A 15,231-nucleotide genomic window follows, 5' to 3' on the forward strand; every position below is an offset into this window, starting at 1 on the left:
TCACCCTCACCGCCCGCGACGACTACGACTGGGCGCCGCCGGACCGCGACCACCAGGGGCGTGCGCACCTGGATGCGGTGCAGATCCGGGTGACGCCCGAGGACAGCGTGCGGGTGGGCGCGCTCCTCTCGGGACAGGCCGACTACATCCGCTACGTCGAGGCGCAGGACGAGGCGCAGGTGGATGCCGCAGGCTTCGCCGTCTACGCGCCGCAGACCGGCGGCGTGAACAACCACCTGAGCCTGCGCCCGGGAAGCGAGATCCTCTCCGACATCCGGGTGCGTCAGGCGCTCGTCGCCGGCATCGATCGGCAGCAGGTGGTCGACACCATCTACACCGACCGCTACCCGCTGGCCACCTCGATCCTCAGCAGCAGCGCGCAGGGCTACGTCGACACCTCCGACGCGCTCGCCTACGACCCCGAGCGGGCCGAGGCGCTCTTGGACGAAGCGGGCTGGGTCGAGGGAGCACACGGCATCCGCGAGAAGGGCGGCAAGCAGCTCACCCTCGTCGTGAACGAATCGGCACCCCAGCCGCGGTCGTTCGAGGCGCTGACCCTCATCAGCCAGCAGCTGAAGACGATCGGCGTGGACCTGCAGATCCTGAAGGCCGATGCCGGGTCCGCAGCCGAGGCCGTGCGGGACGTCGAGCAGGTGCAGGTGTACCACTCGATGGTCGCCCGCGCCGACCTCGACGTCATCAAGAGCCAGTTCTTCTCCCAGAACCGCAACGCCCTGCTGAACCTCGACTACGACGACGGCACGATTGCAGATGCGCAGCTGGAGGAGCTGCTGCAGGCCGTGGCATCCGAGGCCGACCCCGACCAGCGCATCGCCGAGAGCCAGGAGGCTCAGCGCTACCTGGCCGACCAGGCCTACGTCGTGCCCCTGTTCGAGGAGCCCCAGGTGTACGGCGCGGCTCCCCGCGTGCACGGCGTCACCTTCGAGTCGGTCGCGCGGCCGAGCTTCTACGAGATCTGGCTCGCGGACTGATGCGCTACCTCGCCCGCCGTGCCGGCCAGGCGGCCATCGTGCTGCTGGCCGCGTTCACCGGGGCGTTCCTGCTTCTGCAGGCGCTCCCCGGTGACGCGCTCATGATCAAGTACGAAAACCCCGAGCTCGGTCTGTCGCCGCAGCAGATCGCCGAGGTGCGCGAGCGCTTCGGCGTCGACACCCCGCTGCCGGTGCAGTATGCGCACACCCTGCTCGGGTTCGCGGCGGGCGACTTCGGCTACTCGCTGCAGACCGGCACCCCGGTGCGGCAGCTGCTGGCCGAGGCACTGCCGCACACCCTGGCCCTCGGCGGCATCGCTCTGGTCGTGGCGGTGCTGCTGGCGGCGGCGATCGCCTTCGGCTCGAGCCTGCCGCGCCTGCGGTGGCTGCGCGACCTGCTGCGGTCGGTGCCGCCGCTGGTCGTCTCCATCCCCACGTTCTGGCTCGGCATCATGCTCGTGCAGGTGGTGAGCTTCCAGCTCGGGTGGGTGTCGGTCATCGCGCCAGGGCCCATCGAGGGCCTCATCCTCCCTGTCATCACCCTCGCGCTGCCGCTGTCCGCCCCGCTGGCGCAGATTCTGGTGCGCAGCATCGACGACGTGGCGGCGCAGCCGTTCGTCGCCGTGGTGCGCGCCCGGGGAGCGTCGCCGGCATGGATCCTCGGGCGCAACGTCGCCAAGAACGCGATCCTGCCGACCCTCACGATGGCGGGCCTGCTGCTGGGAGACCTCATCGGTGGCGCTGTGCTGACCGAGACGGTCTTCGGCCGCCCCGGCATCGGCCGCATCACGGAGCAGGCGGTGGGCCAGCAGGACATCCCCGTGCTCTTGGCGGTGGTGGTGCTGGCGGCAGCGTCCTTCGTCGTGGTGAACCTCGTCGTCGATCTGCTGTACCCGGTGCTGGACCCGCGGCTGGCCGCGCGCGCCCGAGAAGGAGTCCCCGCATGAGCACGCAGACCCTCGCCGGAGTCGGCGGTCTCGTCGACGACGCGGCATCCGTCCACGCGCATCCCGACGCCCCGGCCTTGACGTCGCGCGGCATCCACCGCCGCGCGCGGCTACGGCGCATCCGCCCCGGCGTCGTGCTGGCCTGGGGCGTGCTGGCGATCGTCGTGGCCTGGGCCATCGCCCCAGGGCTGTTCACACCCCTCGATCCGATCGCGGGGGATGCCGCGGCGGCGCTGCAGGCGCCCAGTGCGCTGCATCCCTTCGGGACGGATGCCACCGGCCGCGACATGTTCGCCCGCGTCGTGCACGGCGCGGTGCAGTCCCTGTCGGGAGCGCTCGTGGCCGTCGCCGTCGGGCTGGTCGGGGGGACCCTGCTCGGGGTCGTGGCCGGGTCGCTGGGCGGGTTCGTCGACGACGTGCTCATGCGGGTGGTCGACGTGCTGCTGGCGATCCCGGGACTGCTGCTGGCTCTCAGCTTCATCATCATCCTCGGCTTCGGCACGGTGCAGGCCGCCATCGCGGTGGGGATCGGGTCGATCGCGAGCTTCGCGCGGCTCAGTCGCTCCGAGGTGCTGCGGGTGCGCGGCGCCGACTACGTCGAGGCCGCGTACGCCAGCGGCGGCGGGTTCTGGACGGTGTTGCGCCGGCACATCCTGCCCAACTCCCTCACCCCTGTGCTCGCCCTGGCGGCGCTGAACTTCGGAGCGGCGATCCTGGCGATCTCGGCGCTGGGGTTCCTCGGCTACGGGGCGCCGCCCCCCATTCCGGAGTGGGGACTGATGATCGCCGAGGGGCGCAACTACATCGCCACCGCCTGGTGGCTGACGACCCTCCCCGGCCTCGTCGTGGTGGTGGTCGTCCTCAGCGCCAACCGCCTGAGCGCGGCTGCGGCCGAGCGGGGGAGGCGCTGATGGCCCGCGATGTGCTGCAGGTGTCGGGACTCGACGTCGCCTACGACGTGGCCGGCACCGCGGTGACCGCGCTGCGCGGCGTGGACTTCGCACTCGGCCAGGGCGAGGTGCTGGCCGTTGTGGGGGAGTCCGGCTCGGGCAAGACGACACTGGCGCAGGCGGCCACGGGGCTGCTCGCCGCCAACGGACGTATCACGGCCGGCCGGGTGACCCTCGGCGAGCTCGACGTCACCGGGTGGACCGACCGGCAGTTCCGCGCTGTCCGCGGCACGCGCATCGGCTGGATCCCGCAGGATCCGCACAGTTCGCTCAACCCTGTCGCCCGCATCGGCGACAGCGTCGCCGAGGTGCTGCGCGTGCACCGGTGGAAGGACGAGCCGGCCCGCCGGCGCCGGGTGGTGGAGCTGCTCGACCGCGTCGGCATTCCCGAGCCCGACCTGCGGGCGCGGCAGTACCCGCATGAGCTGTCGGGCGGGATGAAGCAGCGAGCCCTCATCGCCGCGGCCATCGCCCTGCAACCCGCGCTCCTCATCGCCGACGAAGCCACCAGCGCTCTGGACGTGACGGTGCAGAAGACGATCCTCGACCTCATCGACGATCTTCGCCGCGAGCACGGCACAGCGGTGCTCATGGTCACCCACGACCTGGCCGTCGCCGCCGACCGGTCGCACCGCATCGCCGTGCTGCAGGGAGGCCGCCTGCAGGAAGCCGGCGACACCGCCCGCGTGCTGCAGGACCCGCAGAGCGCGTACACCCGTCGGCTGCTGGCCGACGCTCCGTCGTTCGACACGGCCGTGCGCCCGCCGCGCGAGCGGGTGACCGCCGGGGCGGGGGAGGCGATCGAAGCGCCGGCGATCACCGTCACGGGGCTGTCGCAGCATTTCCCGCGCGGGCGGCGGCGTGACCCGCTGCGGGCCGTCGACGAGGTGTCGTTCACCGTGGCGCCGGGCACCACCCACGCGATCGTGGGGGAGTCCGGGTCGGGCAAGACCACCCTCGCCCGCATCGTCATGGGCTTCCAGCGGCCCACTGCCGGCAGCGCCGTCGTCGCCGGTCACGAGGTGGCACGGCTGCGCCGGGCGGATGCCGCGGCGTTCCGCCGCGATGTGCAGATGGTCTACCAGAACCCCTTCGCCTCGCTCGACCCGCGGCAGAGCGTCGGGGCGATCGTCGCCGAGCCGCTGGTCAACTACCGCCTGGGCGATCGCAGCGAGCGGCAGCGCCGCGTCGCCGAGATGCTCGAGCGCGTGGCACTGCCGGCCGAGGTGGCCGCCCGACGCCCACGCGAACTGTCGGGTGGACAGCGGCAGCGCGTCGCCATCGCCCGCGCCCTCGTACTGGAACCGCGGGTCGTCGTGCTCGACGAAGCGGTGTCGGCGCTGGACGTCACGGTGCAGGCGCAGATCCTGCGGCTGCTCGAGGAGCTGCAGCAGGGCCTCGGCGTCACCTACCTGTTCATCTCGCACGACCTCGCCGTCGTCCGCCGCATCAGCGACACCGTCTCGGTGCTGCGCGCCGGCCGGATCGTCGAGAGCGGCACCACCGAGCAGATCTTCACCGATCCGCAGACCGAAGACACCGCACGGCTGCTGGCCGCCATCCCCGGCGGCATCCGGCAGTCTGCGCCGCCACCTGCGGCCGTGCCCACAGAAGGAGTGCCCGCATGACCCAGCGACTGGCCCTGTTCACCCGACTGCTCGACGACGCGCCGCCCGCCGAGCGGTTCCGCCTCGCGCTGGAGCAGATCCAGCACGCGGAGCGGTTCGGCATCGGCCGCGCCTGGGTCGCGCAGCACCACTTCCGCGCCGAGGAGGGCGGGCTGCCGTCGCCGTTCGTCTTCCTCGCCGCCGCGGCCGCACGCACCTCCGGCATCCGTCTCGGAACCGGCGTGGTCACCCTCACCCTGGAGGACCCGGTGCGGGTGGCCGAGGACGCCGTGGTCGCCGACCTGCTCTCGGACGGCCGCGTGGACCTCGGGCTCGGCAGCGGCGGGGCGCCCTCGTCGTTCGTGCCGTTCGGCATCGACCCGGCCGAGAAGACCCCGCAGTACGAGCGCAAGCTCGCCGTTCTCTACGCGGCGCTCGCCGCGGGCGACCTGGGCAGCGGTGCGCGACTGTACCCGCCGGCCGGAACGCTGCGCGAGCGCCTCTGGCAGGCGACCTTCTCCGCCCCCGGCGGCACCCGGGCGGGTGTCGCCGGCGACGGTCTGCTGCTCTCGCGCACGCAGCCGCGCCCCGAGGGCCGCCCCGACGCGCCGCTGGCCGACCTGCAGCAGCCGATCGTCGACGCGTACCTCGACGCTCTGCCGGCCGGGGCGACCCCGCGCATCACGGCATCGCGCACGGTGTTCGTCGCCGACGACCGCGCCGAGGCGCTGCGGCTGGCCGAGATCGGGCTCACCCGCGCCGCGGTGGGCCTGCGGCGTGCGGGCCATGCGCTCCCCGACGACCTGCCCGGGCTCATCCGGGCGACCGACACCCACGTCGGGACGCCCGACGAGGTCGCGGCGTCGCTCGCCGCCGACCCCGTGATCGCCCGCGCCGACGAGGTCGCCTTCCAGGTGCACTCGGTCGACGCTCCCCACGAGCTGGTGCTGCGCTCGATCGAGCTGTTCGCCACCGAGGTCGCGCCCGCCCTGGGCTGGACGACCCCGGCATCCACCCCTGCCGCTCACGAATGGAGCACCGTATGACCGCCTTCCCGCCCGACGTCATCGACGAGCTCGCCGCCGTCGCACCGGGCTCCGCGCTCGACGCGCTGCGCCGGCAGCGTCCCGTCACCCGCCAGCAGGCCCAGGAGAGCTTCGCCGCGCTGTTCGTCCCGCGGGACGACACCGAGGTGTCGCTCGCGGACCGCCTGCTGATCGCCGCGTTCGCCACCCGTCTCACGGGCGACGACGCCACCGCCGCGTTCTACCGGGCCCACGCGACCGAGACCGACCCCGATCGGGCTGCCGTCGTGGCCGACGCCGCCGCAGGAGCCGCCGCGCCCGGGCCCTTCGGCCGGTACCGCGAGCCCGGCCTGCAGCCCGAGAGTACCGACGGCCTGCGCTGGCAGGCGCCGGCCGACGTGCGCGCGGCGGTCGGCGATCGGTTGGCCACCGCCCTCGAGCACACCCACCTGCTGGTGGTGCGCCCGCGTGAGGCGGACGCCGCGGCGCTCGCCGCGCTGACGGATGCCGGCTGGTCGGTCGACGCCGTCGTCACCCTGTCGCAGCTGGTGGCGTTCCTCGCCTTTCAGCAGCGGGTCGTCACCGGCCTGCGCACCATCGCCGAGGAGGCCGCAGCATGACCATCGAGACCCCGATCGCCACCGTGCCGGAGCGCTTCACGCGCGACCAGGTCGGCTGGACGCCGCACCTGGAGCCCAAGCCCATCGCCGACCTCGACGAGCGCGACCATGCCGGCCTCGTCGACCGCGGTCGCGCATCGAGCGACTACTTCCGGCTGCTCGTGCGCGATCCCGAGATCCTCGGCGCCCGCACCCGCGTCGACAAGGACATCTTCTACAACACCGACGGCGGCCTGCCCCGCGCCGAGCGGGAACTCGCCGCCACGGCGGCGTCGCGGCTCAACGGCTGCGTCTTCTGCGCCTCCGTGCACGCGCGCTTCGCCGCGCACCACTCCGGCCGCCCCGACGACGTGCAGCGCCTGCTCGACGAGGGGGTCGATGCCGACCTCGGCGAGCGGTGGGACGCGATCGTCGCCGCGGCGGTCGCCCTGACCCGCACGCCCTCGGAGTTCTCAGCCGCGCACGTGCGACGGCTGCGGGAGGCGGGCCTCGACGATCTCGCGATCGCCGACGTCGTGCACGGCGCCGCGTTCTTCAACTGGGCGAACCGTCTGATGCTCTCTCTCGGTGACCCGGTCGCCCCGCAGTAGCGGCGCACCGCAGGTCAGCCGACGCTGAAGTTGTCGCGCAGCAGCGCATCCGGGTCGTAGCGGCGTTTGACGTCCCGCAGCCGCGCGAGGGTGGCGGGCGGGAACGCCTCGCCGATCAGCGCGGGGTCGGTGCGCGACTCGAAACTGAGGTACAGCCCGTCGAAGTGAGTCGCGACGGCGTCCCAGAGCTGATCGAAGACGGGGCCGCGGCCGATCGCGGTGACCGAGAAGGCGGCGTCGCGGTGCGCGTACGCCGTGGCATCGGAGGCCACGTCGGCCACCGCACCGCCGACGGAGCGGATCTGGAACCACGGGCTCGACCCCGAGGCCACGAGGGCCGCGACGGCGTCGGCGGACGCGTCGAGGTCGGGCAGCAGGCCCGAGCGGAACCGCGGCTCGCCCTGCCCGTCGTGCGTGGCATCCGTCGCATTGGACATGACCGTGGCGTAGGTCGACAGCTGCACGGACTGCCCCACCAGCGGGGCGATCTGCGCGAAGGGCTGCAGGCGCTCGATGATCGTGTCCGGATCCGGGTTGTCCACCACGCCGTACACCTGCGCGATGGGAGGCTGCCCGGCCCGGGCGGGGGCCAGGATCGCGAACAGCGTGACGTCGCGCGGCGCCGCCTGCATGGTCGCGCCGAACGCGCGGACGAAGCCGGCCGTGTCGGTCGCATCGAACGCGAGCTGCACCCAGCCGAGCTCTCCCACCGGCGACGCTTCGAATTCGAACGCGACGACGATGCCGACGTTGGCCCCCGCTCCGCGCACAGCCCAGAACAGGTCGGGGTTCTCGTCCGCGCTGGCGCGCACCACCGTGCCATCGGCGAGCAGCACGTCGGCCGCCACCATCCGGTCGATCGTCAGCCCGTGCTCGCGGGCGAGGAAGCCGATGCCGCCGGCCGTGGCGAGTCCGCCGACGCCGACGCCGCCGTAGTCGCCGCTGGAGATGGCCCACCCGTGCGGTTCGAGCGCGCGGGCGACCTGCATCCACCGCGCACCCGGGCCGATGCGCACCCGGCGGGTCTCGGGGTCGAGCACCTCGATCTGCGACAGCGCCCCGAGGTCCACGACGATGCCGCCGTCGTTGGTGCTGCGGCCGCTGACGCCGTGCCCGCCGCTGCGGATGCCGAAGGGGAGGTGCCGATGCCGGTGGGCGAATGCGACGGCATCCGCCACCTCTCCGACGTGACGGGGCCGCAGCACGATGCCGGGCGAGCCGCCGCGCATATAGGTGGAGCGGACCGTGCGGTACGCGAAGTCGCCGGGTTCGATCGCCGTCTCGCGCAGCGATGCCGGCAGGTCGTCGTAGGCGATGCCCTCCCGGCGCTGCGCGATCGCGCGGGCGCTGCGCCCCGGCGCGGCGCTGCCCGTGCGGGCACGTTCGGCGGCGACCGCCTCCCGCACGACGGGGATCGTCTCCGACGCGAACCGTTCCAGGAATGCGGGGTCGTCGCTGCTGACGATGAACGCCGACATGCCCTCCTGCAGGGCGAACTCGATGAGCTGGTCGGCGCTCTCGCGGCCGGAGATGTTCAGCAGCCGCCGCACCTCGCCCGGGTGACGCCCGGCGGCGGCGGCCGCGTCGTCGATGCGGGCGTTGCCGGCGGCGAGGTCGCCGGGCTGCATGTACGGCAGCGACGGCAGCCAGCCGTCGGCCTTGCGGCCGGTGAGGCGCAGCATGCGGGGCTTGTAGGCGCCGAGCCAGATGGGCACCTCATGCGCCGGCGCCGGTCCCCGCTTGGCGCCGTGCACGGGATAGTGCTCGCCGCCGTGCACGCCGCCGCGCTCCGCCCAGAGCTCCCGGATGAGATCGATCGCTTCGCTCAGGGCTTCGACGGACTCGCCGGGCGTGAGCCGTGGCACCCCCATCGCCTCGATCGCGTCCCAGAACGCGCCCGATCCCAGGCCCAGATTGAACCGGCCGCCGGAGAGCAGGTCGAGCGATGCCGCGGCGCGCGCCAGCACCGGCGCCGGCCGCAGCGGCAGGTTCGCCACGTTGGGGGAGATCTGGATGGTCGAGGTCGCGGCGGCGGCGTACGACATCAGGGTCCAGGTGTCGAGGAACCGCGGCTGGTAGGGGTGGTCCTGGAAGGTGGCCAGGTCGTAGCCGAGCTGCTCGCTCAGCTGGGTCAGCTGCACCACGTGCTGCGGGTTCGCCGCGGCAGGGGTGAGGAAAGTGCCGAAGAGCAGGTCATGTCCGTAGTCCACACCCCCGGCAACACCCAGGGGGCGGGAATGCTTCCCCGAGGCATCCACGCGGCATTCCCCCGACACAGGGCGTCACACGGCGAAAGCCATCGACACACTCGCCCGCGACAGGTGACGCGCACGCGGGCCGTTGCTTAGCCTGGGCGCACCGCCACGTCCGCTGCGCCTCGCCGCGGGCGACCGACACCCGGGAGAACCATGTCCCTTCTCATCAGCCCTGACGAGCTCGCCGACCTTCTGGAGCGTGAGGAGCCGGTGCGGGTCCTCGACGTGCGCTGGCGCCTGGACCGCCCCGACGGGCGGGTGGAGTACCGCGCCGGGCACATCCCCACGGCGGTCTACGTCGACCTGGACCGCGAGCTCGCCGGGGGCGGGGAGCCGACCGACGGCCGCCACCCGCTGCCGCCGACCGCGCAGCTGGGCGAGGCGGCGCGGCGGTGGGGCATCGACGACGGCGACACGGTCGTGGTCTACGACGACCTCTCGTCCTTCGCCGCCGCACGCGCGTGGTGGCTTTTGACCGACGCCGGCATCGCGGACGTCCGCATCCTCGATGGTGCGCTCTCGGGGTGGACGGCTGCCGGGTATCCGCTCGAAGAGGGCAGCGTCGTGCCGGTCCCCGGCAGCGTGACGCTTCGCCGCGGCATCCTGCCCCGACTGACGATGGCCGCCGCGGCCGCCTTCCCCGAGCGCGGGGTGCTGCTGGACGTGCGTTCCGAGGAGCGCTATCGCGGAGACGCGGAGCCGATCGACCCGCGCGCCGGGCACATTCCGGGAGCGCTCAACGCGCCCACGACCGGCAACGTCGATGCCGAGGGCCGCTTTCTCGGCCACGCGGCGCTGCGCGAGCGCTTCGCGGAATTCGGGGTGACCGATGACGCGCCGGTGGGGGTGTACTGCGGCTCGGGTGTCACCGCCGCGCACACGGCATTCGCGCTCACCCTCGCGGGGTACGAGCCGCACCTGTACCCGGGCTCGTGGAGCCAGTGGTCCAACCATCCCGACCGCCCGGTGGCGGTCGGTTCAAAGCCGGGCGGGCGTTCATGAGCCGCTACATCGTCGTCGGCGCGGGCGCAGTCGGGGGGCTGCTCGCCGCGCAATGGACGCTCGCCCAGGTTCCGGTCGTGCTGGTCGCGCGGGAGCCCGCCCGCGCCGCGATCGCCCGCGAGGGAGTGCGCGTTCGGCGGCCCCACGGTGATGAGACGGTGCCGGTCGAGGTCGTCGGCTCCGTCGCCGTGGCCCGGCCGACGGCCGCCGACACCCTGGTGCTGGCCGTGCGGGCGCAGCACGTGGACGAGACCCTCGCTGCGATCGCTTGGACCCCGCTCGTCGACGGCCGCGGGGTCGTCGCGGACCTTCCGATCCTCACCCTGCAGAACGGCCTGGCCGCGGAGCGCACCGCCCTTCGCCGGTTCGACACGGTCGTCGGGGTCTCGATCGGTGCCCCGGTCGCCCTCGTCGAGCCCGGCGTGGTGGTCGCCGCAGCGCACCCGATCGTCGGCGCGGCGTGGCTGGGTGGCTTTCCCCGGCCGCTGCCCTCGCAGGAGGAGCGGCACCGGCTGGCGCTCGCGGCGGCGGGCTTCGCGGCATCCGTCGAGCCCGACATCGCGGCGGCCAAGCGCCGAAAGCTGGTCGCGAGCCTCGGCATCGTGGTGGACGTCTTCGACGCGACGATCGAGCAGGCCGAGCATGCCGCCGCCGCCCTCGCCGCCGAGGCCCGCGCGGTCTTCGCCGCCGCAGGGCTGGCGATCGCACCGTCGTGGGACGGCGCGCGGCTGCAGGTCGGCGAGGTGCCGGGGCATGATCCCCGGCACGGCGCGGTCTGGCAGAGCTTCGCGCAGGGCGCCTCGAGCGAGGTGGACCACCTGAGCGGGGAGGTCGCGTTGCTGGCGCGGCTCGCCGGCGTTGCGGCGCCGCTCAATGTGGCGGTCGCCCGGGCGCTCGGAGGGCTCGCGCAGCGCAGCGGCGGCCCGGGCGAACTGCCGCTGCCGGTGGAGTTCGGCTTCGATCTCGTCGGCGCGGAGCGGTCGCGCCGGTGAGCGCGCCGGACTCCATGTCGCCGCTGCGGGTGGTGGGCGTCTCCGGTGCCCTGCAGGCGCCGAGCAAGACGACGGTGCTGCTTTCGGCGATCGTGGATGCCGTGTCGGCACGGGTGCCGACGAGCCCGCGCATCATCGAGGTCGCCGACCTCGGCGGATCCTTCGCCGGTGCCCTCACCCGGGAGCAGCTGGGCGCCCCGGCGCAGCAGGCCCTCCGCGACATCGAGACGGCCGACCTGCTGGTGGTGGCATCGCCCGTCTACCGGGCGTCGTTCACCGGACTCTTCAAGCACCTGTTCGACTTCGTCGAGCAGTACGCGCTGGTGGGCACCCCCGTGCTGCTCGCGGCCACCGGCGGCGGCGACCGGCACGCGCTCATCCTGGAACACCAGCTGCGGCCGCTGTTCGGCTTCTTCCAGGCGCTGACGCTGCCCGTCGGCGTCTACGCCAGCGCCGCCGACTTCGACGGGTACGCGCTGCGCTCGCCGCAGGTGCGCGCCCGCATCGGACAGGCGGTCGAGACGGGTCTGCCGCTGGCGCGGAAGGCCGTCGACCAGGAGGTGTCGCTGTACGTGTCGAACTGGTGAGGCGGATGCCGCGGCGTCCGCGCGGGTGTCAGCGCTTCTTGGCCGGGGCGGCGGCGACGTCGAGCTTTTCCTTGCCGCCGAGTGAGGACCAGGCGCTCGCGACGCCCTTCGCCGCGTGCTCGGCCGCGCGTACCGCGCGCTCGTCGGCCCACTCGTTGAGCACGTGCCCGCGGTGACCGCGCACGTGCTCGAGCACGACGTCGGGCAGGCCGGCCGCGCGGCGGGCGTCGCGGGCGACGATCAGCTGCTCGAGCAGGTCGCGGTTCTTCGTGGGGGAGCCCGTGGAGGTCTTCCAGCCGCGGCGGCGGTGGCCGTCCATCCACGATTGGTAGGTGTCGATGGCGTACTTGGAGTCGGCCTGGATGTGCAGATTCGCCACATCCGGGTGGTCGGTGATCGCCTTCAGCAGGCCCATCAGCTCGCCGACGTTGTTCGTGCCCTGCGGGATGGCCCCCGCGGCCCAATGCCCGTCGGCGGCGACCCACGCCCATCCAGTCGGTCCGGGGTTGCCCTTGCAGGCTCCGTCGGTGGCCACGATGTAGGGGGAGTCGGGAGAATCGGGGGAAGTCATCGCCCGCAAGATTACCTTCCCCGGTGCTGGTCCCCGTGCCGGAGCGGGCGTCCGGGGTGCCGGGTGCGGGTGGCTTCGGTCGTCGCAAAGGTGCCGTTGCGGGCCCGCGACCGGGCCTTTCGTGACGACCGAGGCGCGTGCGCGCCGGCGCGGAGTGCGCCGCGCGTCACGGGCGTGGGCGCCGCCACCAGCGCCGGCGCGGGCGCGCGGCGTCGCCGTCGGCAGGGGCGGATGCCGCGGCCTGCCGTGCCGCGCGGCGCTCGTGCCAGGCGGCCACCTCCTCCTCGACGTCGTGCAGCGGCGTGACGACCGGCGGGCCACCCTGCAGCTGGCGTCGCGCCTCGATCACGCGGCGGTTGAAGTCCGCGACGTAGTCGCGCACCTCCTGCTCCCGGAAGAGCGCGTCGGCGCGCTCGCTGAACTCGGCGTGCTCGGTGCGGAGCATCAGGGACGGCGGCCCGAGACCGGTGAGCTTCTCGGTCTGGATCTTGCGGCGGATCCACCAGTCCGGGTCGTGCTGCGCGCCGAGCCCTTCGAGCGGCTTGCCCGCCCCGGGCAGGTCGTCGAACTCGCCGCGGCGGATAGCCTGCTGGATCGACGTCTCGACGAAGGCCGCGCGGTCGGTCGCCATCGAACTGCCCGCGCTCGAGCGCACATGGTCGGCCTCCGGCGGTGCGGCTTCCGGCTCTGCGGGGGCATCGCCCTCCACCTCGGCATCCATCTCGCGCTGGAGCTTGTCGACGCGGTATCGCGCGGCATCCAGTCGGGGATCCTCGCTCATCTCCACCTCCCGCTCTCCCACGGTAACCCCGCCCGAGGCGATGGTGGCGATACCAAGTATGTATATACTCGGAAATCACATACGCGGTATGCATCGATCGGAGAAACGATGTCGGTACGACAGAGCCTGCTGGCGATCCTCGACCAGGGCCCCTGCTACGGCTACCAGCTGCGAGCCGAGTTCGACCGGCGCACCGGCTCGACCTGGCCGCTCAACGTCGGGCAGATCTACAACACCCTCGACCGGCTCGAGCGCGACGGCCTGGTCGAGAAGGGGGACATCGACGAGCAGGGGCATGTCTACTGGCAGATCACGGATGCCGGTCGCGCCGAGGTGCGCGCCTGGCTCGCCGCCCCAGTCGAGCGCGGTCAGGGCACACGTGACGAGCTCGCGATCAAGCTCGCCGTCGCCGCCACGCTGCCCGGCGTCGACGTGACCGCGGTGATCCAGACCCAGCGGCGCGCGTCGCTCGCGCAGCTGCAGGAGCTGCAGCGCGCGAAGTACGCCGGCGCCGACCCCGATGGCCCGGAGGAGCTCGCCTGGTCGCTCGTGGTGGACGCGATGATCTTCACCGCCGAGGCCGAGGTGCGCTGGCTCGACCACACCGAGCAGCGGCTGGCACGGCATCCGCGCCACGCGATGACGCTGGAGCTGTCGACCGACAAGCCCAAGCGAGGCCGCCCCGCCAAGGCCGCCGCCACCACGGCAGAGTCAGCGCGATGACCGCCGCGACGACCGGCCCGGTGCTGCGCCTGGTCGGAGTCACGCAGCAGTACGGCGTGGGCGAGACCGCCGTCAGCGCCCTCGTGGGCGTCGACCTCGACGTCGTCCGTGGCGAGCTCGTTGCCGTGATGGGGGCATCCGGGTCGGGCAAGTCGACATTGCTGTCGATCGCCGGCGGCCTGCAGCAGCCCACGACCGGAGAGGTCATCGTCGAGGGCACGCACCTCTCAACGGCATCCGCTCGCGAACTCGCCCGGCTGCGGCGGCAGTCGCTCGGCTTCGTCTTCCAGGACTTCAACCTCATCCCGACCCTGACCGCCATCGAGAACGTCACGCTGCCGCTCGAGCTCGACGGCTTCCGCGGCCGCGTCGCTCGCCGCGCAGGCAAGGACGCCCTGGCATCCGTGGGTCTCGAGGACAAGCTCGACGCCTACCCCGACGACCTCTCCGGCGGCCAGCAGCAGCGGGTCGCGATCGCCCGCGCGGTGGTCGGCGGCCGCCGGCTGATCCTCGCCGACGAGCCGACCGGCGCCCTCGACTCGGTGACAGGCGAGGCGGTCATGAAGATGCTGCGCTCCCGAGTGGATGCCGGAGCCGCCGGCATCCTCGTCACGCACGAGCCGCGTCACGCCGCGTGGGCCGATCGCATCGTGTTCCTGCGCGACGGCCGCGTCGTCGACGAATCCCGCCGCGCCGGCGCCGACTCGCTGCTGAGCGACGCCCGATGACCGTCACCGCACCGGCCCCCGACCTCGCGGGGCCGCCGCCCGGCGAACCCTCCGCCCGCCCGTCCGCCGTCCGCCGCTCCCCGTGGGCGCGTCTGCGCGCCGACCTGCGCCTCGCGTCGCGGCAGGTGCGCCGCGCCTGGGCGTCGAGCCTGCTCGTGGTGACCCTCATCGCGCTGCCGATGGCGCTCGTGTCCGGCGGCATCGTGTTCGCCGCCAGCCACATACCGACGACCGAAGAAACGCTCACCGCCGAGCTCGGCCAGGCCGACAGCTGGGTCGCCGTCGTCAACGGCCCCGACCCATCGCTGCGCCAGTACCTCGACCGGCCCACCTGGTGGGAGATCGACCGCGACGACATGACCGGCATCCCGGCGAACGCGGAGCAGCCGATCCCCGAGAGCGCCGCGCCGCTGCTCCCTCGCGGGCTCGACGCGATCGAGATCGGCTTCGGCTCCGTCACCGCAGAGACCGCGGGCGGTACCGGTGCGCTCGCCGCCGTCATCGGAGACGCGTGGGATCCCGTGCTCGCCGGCCGGTTCCACGTCCATGACGGGCGTGCCCCCGCGAATGCGCGCGAGGCGATGGTGTCCCCCGGCGCCCTCGAGCGCCTCGGCGCCGCCATCGGTGACGAACTGGTGCTCACCGAGCCGGCGGCATCCTTCACGATCACCGGCGTCATGACGCAGGCCGAGGATGCGGATGCCGCGGAGGTCGTCTTCCTCCCTGCCACCGCGGCGACGCGCGCGCTGCAGACCGACGTCATGGCCACGCGCTGGTTCCTTCCGGAGTGGAGTCCGACCGCCGATGATGTGGCAGACCTCAACCACGAGGGCCTCATCGTGCTGGACCGCCACCTGTACG

The 15,231-nt window shown here is 73.2% G+C and carries 16 protein-coding genes; 13 read left to right on the top strand and 3 right to left on the bottom strand.

What is annotated here, in order from left to right; all coding sequences use genetic code 11:
- The 7 genes from NQ160_RS08165 to NQ160_RS08195 form a co-directional block, all read left to right on the top strand.
- The coding region (locus tag NQ160_RS08165) for an ABC transporter substrate-binding protein (RefSeq protein ID WP_257514725.1) at positions 1-992 on the top strand (992 nt) is incomplete at its 5' end.
- Complete coding sequence (locus NQ160_RS08170; RefSeq protein WP_257514726.1) at positions 992-1,939, top strand: ABC transporter permease; 948 nt, start codon at positions 992-994, stop codon at positions 1,937-1,939. The genes NQ160_RS08165 and NQ160_RS08170, both read left to right, overlap by 1 nt.
- Positions 1,936-2,850, top strand: a complete 915-nt coding sequence (locus NQ160_RS08175; protein WP_257514728.1) for an ABC transporter permease — start codon at positions 1,936-1,938, stop codon at positions 2,848-2,850. The genes NQ160_RS08170 and NQ160_RS08175 overlap by 4 nt, the downstream gene beginning before the upstream one ends.
- The gene (locus NQ160_RS08180; RefSeq protein WP_257514729.1) at positions 2,850-4,517 is read left to right on the top strand and encodes a dipeptide ABC transporter ATP-binding protein; all 1,668 of its coding nucleotides are present in this window, start codon (positions 2,850-2,852) and stop codon (positions 4,515-4,517) included. The genes NQ160_RS08175 and NQ160_RS08180 overlap by 1 nt, the downstream gene beginning before the upstream one ends.
- Positions 4,514-5,542, top strand: a complete 1,029-nt coding sequence (locus tag NQ160_RS08185; RefSeq protein WP_257514730.1) for a putative FMN-dependent luciferase-like monooxygenase — start codon at positions 4,514-4,516, stop codon at positions 5,540-5,542. The genes NQ160_RS08180 and NQ160_RS08185 overlap by 4 nt, the downstream gene beginning before the upstream one ends.
- A complete protein-coding gene (locus NQ160_RS08190) occupies positions 5,539-6,141 on the top strand; it encodes a CMD domain protein (RefSeq protein ID WP_257514731.1) in 603 nt (200 codons plus the stop codon). Before NQ160_RS08185 ends, NQ160_RS08190 begins: the two co-directional genes overlap by 4 nt.
- On the top strand, positions 6,138-6,731 hold the full coding sequence (locus tag NQ160_RS08195) for an alkylhydroperoxidase domain protein (protein WP_257514732.1): 594 nt from the start codon (positions 6,138-6,140) through the stop codon (positions 6,729-6,731). Before NQ160_RS08190 ends, NQ160_RS08195 begins: the two co-directional genes overlap by 4 nt.
- Before the next feature lie 14 nt (positions 6,732-6,745).
- Here the strand turns inward: NQ160_RS08195 and NQ160_RS08200 are convergent, their stop codons facing one another.
- Entirely contained in the window at positions 6,746-8,989 is a 2,244-nt protein-coding gene (locus tag NQ160_RS08200; RefSeq protein ID WP_257514733.1) for an LLM class flavin-dependent oxidoreductase, read from the bottom strand.
- Positions 8,990-9,139: 150 nt separating this feature from the next.
- Here NQ160_RS08200 and NQ160_RS08205 point away from each other — a divergent pair, with 150 nt between their 5' ends.
- The 3 genes from NQ160_RS08205 to msuE are packed head-to-tail and all read left to right on the top strand — an operon-like array spanning position 9,140 to position 11,567.
- Complete coding sequence (locus NQ160_RS08205; protein ID WP_257514734.1) at positions 9,140-9,988, top strand: sulfurtransferase; 849 nt, start codon at positions 9,140-9,142, stop codon at positions 9,986-9,988.
- Complete coding sequence (locus tag NQ160_RS08210) at positions 9,985-10,980, top strand: ketopantoate reductase family protein (protein WP_257514735.1); 996 nt, start codon at positions 9,985-9,987, stop codon at positions 10,978-10,980. The genes NQ160_RS08205 and NQ160_RS08210 overlap by 4 nt, the downstream gene beginning before the upstream one ends.
- Positions 10,977-11,567, top strand: coding sequence for an FMN reductase (gene msuE, locus NQ160_RS08215; protein ID WP_257514736.1), 591 nt, complete (start codon positions 10,977-10,979; stop codon positions 11,565-11,567). Before NQ160_RS08210 ends, msuE begins: the two co-directional genes overlap by 4 nt.
- 28 nt (positions 11,568-11,595) lie before the next feature.
- Here msuE and NQ160_RS08220 read toward each other — a convergent pair whose 3' ends face one another.
- Both NQ160_RS08220 and NQ160_RS08225 read right to left on the bottom strand, forming a co-directional pair.
- Positions 11,596-12,138: a ribonuclease H family protein gene (locus NQ160_RS08220; protein ID WP_257514737.1), complete on the bottom strand. Its 543-nt coding sequence runs from the start codon at positions 12,136-12,138 to the stop codon at positions 11,596-11,598.
- A gap of 166 nt (positions 12,139-12,304) precedes the next feature.
- Complete coding sequence (locus NQ160_RS08225; RefSeq protein WP_257514738.1) at positions 12,305-12,919, bottom strand: J-domain-containing protein; 615 nt, start codon at positions 12,917-12,919, stop codon at positions 12,305-12,307.
- Between the two features lie 108 nt (positions 12,920-13,027).
- Between NQ160_RS08225 and NQ160_RS08230 the strand changes: the two genes are divergently transcribed.
- From NQ160_RS08230 to NQ160_RS08240, 3 genes are all read left to right on the top strand, one after another.
- A complete protein-coding gene (locus tag NQ160_RS08230) occupies positions 13,028-13,642 on the top strand; it encodes a PadR family transcriptional regulator (protein ID WP_257514739.1) in 615 nt (204 codons plus the stop codon).
- Positions 13,639-14,370: an ABC transporter ATP-binding protein gene (locus tag NQ160_RS08235; protein WP_257514740.1), complete on the top strand. Its 732-nt coding sequence runs from the start codon at positions 13,639-13,641 to the stop codon at positions 14,368-14,370. Before NQ160_RS08230 ends, NQ160_RS08235 begins: the two co-directional genes overlap by 4 nt.
- Positions 14,367-15,231, top strand: an 865-nt coding sequence (locus NQ160_RS08240; RefSeq protein ID WP_257514741.1) for an ABC transporter permease, incomplete at its 3' end; no start/stop codon positions are given. The genes NQ160_RS08235 and NQ160_RS08240, both read left to right, overlap by 4 nt.

Source organism: Microbacterium sp. zg.Y909 (genome assembly GCF_024626565.1).